The sequence below is a fragment of the Streptomyces gelaticus genome, assembly GCF_014649535.1.
Classification (GTDB): domain Bacteria; phylum Actinomycetota; class Actinomycetes; order Streptomycetales; family Streptomycetaceae; genus Streptomyces; species Streptomyces gelaticus.
On sequence record NZ_BMTF01000064.1, the window covers coordinates 1 to 3,061 of the forward strand.

General features: G+C 70.2%; 2 protein-coding genes. Both read right to left on the bottom strand.

From position 1 onward, the window contains the following. Positions 1-166 precede the first annotated feature (166 nt). The gene (locus tag IE107_RS34270) at positions 167-1,423 is read right to left on the bottom strand and encodes a Gfo/Idh/MocA family protein (protein WP_189548247.1); all 1,257 of its coding nucleotides are present in this window, start codon (positions 1,421-1,423) and stop codon (positions 167-169) included. A gap of 31 nt (positions 1,424-1,454) precedes the next feature. Continuing rightward, positions 1,455-3,061 (bottom strand): peptidase C14 (locus IE107_RS34275; RefSeq protein WP_189548248.1); only part of this gene is annotated, 1,607 nt, incomplete at its 5' end.

The following is a 3,061-nucleotide window of genomic DNA, read 5'->3' on the forward strand; positions in this document are numbered from 1 at the left end:
ACGGTGTTGTCGTCACCACCGCTGGAACAGCCGGCCAGCACACCGGCGGCGAGCACGGTCGCCACGACCGGGGCGGCGACGGCGCGGACTCTGGAACGACGGGTGAGAAGACGGGACATGAGGAGGTCCTCCGAGGACGTGAAAGTGGGGCCGGGAAGAGAGGGAATCACTGGGCCGGGACCGTCTGGACGGTGCCGGTGTGCCGGGCACGCTCCGCGGCGAACGCCGCCAGATGACTGCCGAGCGAGGTGGCGGGACCGGAGCGGACCGCCCCGGCCTCACCCGTGGCGACGGCGGTGACGAACGCGTCGACGAGCCCGGCGTCCCCGCCACCGTGCCCGTCCGCCGCGTTCGAACCGGAGGCGCCGAGTTCATGGACGGTGGACTCGCCGGTCCGGAAGTCCTGCACCGTGACCCGTTCGCCGTCGCCGATCAGCCAGCCGTGCGAGCCGAAGATCCGGGTCTGGCGGTGCGTCTGCTCGGTGAACGCCACCATCTGGAAGGTGGCGGTCACCCCGTCCGTCAGCTGCATGGCGAGGACTTGGTGGTCGACCACGTCGTTGTCGCCGCGGTAGGCGCAGACTCCGTACGGGCCCTCGCGCAGCGCCTGCACGAGACCGGCCTCGTCCTTCGCCTCGGTGACGTGGGTGACCGGCCAGACCGCGCCCTTCTCGCGCAGCGTCGGCATGTAGAGCTTCAGCGCGCTGTACGGGCAGCCGGACTCGACCGCACAGTCGAGGCAGCGCCCGGCGGACCCGGCCGGGGCGTTCTCCGGCCGGAAGTGCTTCAGCCCGCCGAAGCTGGATACCTGCTCGATCCGGCCGCCCATCACGTACGTGATCCAGTCCAGGTCGTGGCAGGACTTGGCGAGCAGCATCGGCGAGGAGTCCTTCTCGCTGCTCCACGGGCCGCGCACATAGCTGTGGGCGTAGTGCCACCAGCCGACCGGCTCCAGATGGTCGAGGGAGACCAGCTGACCGAGCACGCCCGAGTCCACGACCTTCTTCACCAGGTCGGTGTACGGGGTGTACCGCATGACATGGCACACCGCGAACAGGACTCCGGCCCGCTCCACGCCCTCGACGATCCGCCGGGTCTCCTCCTCGGTCGGGGCGAGCGGCTTCTCGGCGAGGATCGCGTAGCCGGCCTCGGCCAGCGCCAGTACGGGCTCCACATGGAAACGGTCCTGGGTGGCGACTACGACGGCGTCGGCAATGCGGTTCTCGACCAGCGGCTGCCAGTCGTCGAACTCGACGGGTGCGTCGGCGGCGGCCCGCGCCGCGGGGCGCGGATCGGCGACGGCTACGAGCTCGGCGCGCTCGGGGTGCGCCTTTATCCACTCGGCGTACGTCAGACCGCGGTTGCCGGCGCCGACGAGCGCGACCCGTACGGGCCGGCCGGTGATCGGGGTATGCGTGGACACGGGATTCCCTGGTGCTCGATGGGAGTGGTGGTCAGAACCGCAGCGTGGCCGCGGTGTGGGCGACGCGGTCGCCCTCGTCCGGCAGCGCGGTGCGCTCGGTGCCGTCCTCGACGCAGCCGGTGTGCAGCAGATGGCTGGAGGTGCCGCCGAACGCCGCGGGCCGCAGTTCGAGCCGGCCGCCGGTGAAGGTGGAGCCGGTGGCCCGGTAGCGGTTGGGGCCCTCGGTGACCAGCACATGGGCGGTGCCCTTGGGCGCGGTCGAGTCGAGGCCGGTGAGCTGCCAGTCGACGGTCCGTCCGGAGCCGGTGCGGGCGAGCAGGGCGCCGTCCTTGTTGGTGCCGCTCAGCCGGGTGCCGTCGACGCGCAGCCGCTGGTCCTTCGCCGAGGTCAGCTTCAGTCCGGTGTCGCGGAGTTCGCCGCCGAGCACGGTGATGTCGGCGTGCGCGAGCGAGACCGGGGCGGTGTCCGTGGAGCCGGTCAGCGTGCACTGGTCCAGGGTGAGCGGGCCGGTGCCGTTGAGGACCGCGCCGTCGACGCCCTTCAGGGTGCTGTGCCGGATGGTGAGCGGGGCGGTGACGTTGGCCTGGGTGATCTCCGCGCCCGCCGCGAAGGCGAACGAGGAATCGGCGATCACATTGGGGCGGGCGGAGAGGTCCGAGGCCCGGGAGACGATCAGCGGACCGGTGGCGGTACAGCCGCGCATCTGCACACCGTCTGCATTGACCCAGAGCATTCCGGAGCCGGCCAGCGACTTCTTGCCGATGACCAGGACGTCCTCCAGGGTCAGATCGGTGATCTTGACCCGGGCCACGAACCAGGAGCAGGCGTGTCGGCGCACGGTGATCCGCTTGGCCCTGCCGCCCCAGGCGGCACCGGAGTTGGCGAAGGTCATCAGCCCGGAGTTGCCGGTGTAGACGAGGTCGTGCTCGAACTGACCGTGCGTCACGAAGGGGCCCTCGTCGTCACCGTCGCCGTGGCAGTTGGTGACGTAGCAGTATGCGGAGGCCGTGAAGTCGTTGAGGTGACGGGCGTTGGAGGTGTGACAGTCCTCCACGTGCCCGTACAGGCAGTAGATCTGCTGGGTGAGGTAGCCCGCGCCGCCGTAGGTGACGGACTTCGGGTTGGTCAGCGAGCACTGCTCGGTGCGGTAGTACGTGCACCAGCGGCGCATCACGACCGGCCAGAAGGTGCCGATGGCCTCGATCCCGGAGACGTCGCAGCGCACCGCGTACTCGTACGCGACCGGGTGCGAGCCGGTCATCTCGTCCTCGCCCCAGCCCTCGAAGACCATGTTGCGGACGTGGGCGCGGTCGACGGGCTCGACACGGGTCCAGGTCAGCGTGCGGCCCGCGGCCAGGTCCCAGCCGATCTGGTAGTTGACCCGGATGTGCGTGGCGTCGACGACATCGGTGACCTGGACGAGACGCTGGATCTCCTTCTCGTACTTCCCCGCCAGGGCGTTGATCTCCACAGCCCACCACTGGCCGACGGCGAACTTCGACGAGTCGCCGACCTCGAAGAGGTCCGAGAGGTCCGGCATCGCCGCGCTCAGCGCGTGCTTGACGGTGGTGTCGGTGACGGTGCCGCGGAAGGAGAGGACGGCGCCGAAGGGGTTGTCGTGGGTGTTCTTCTCGATGC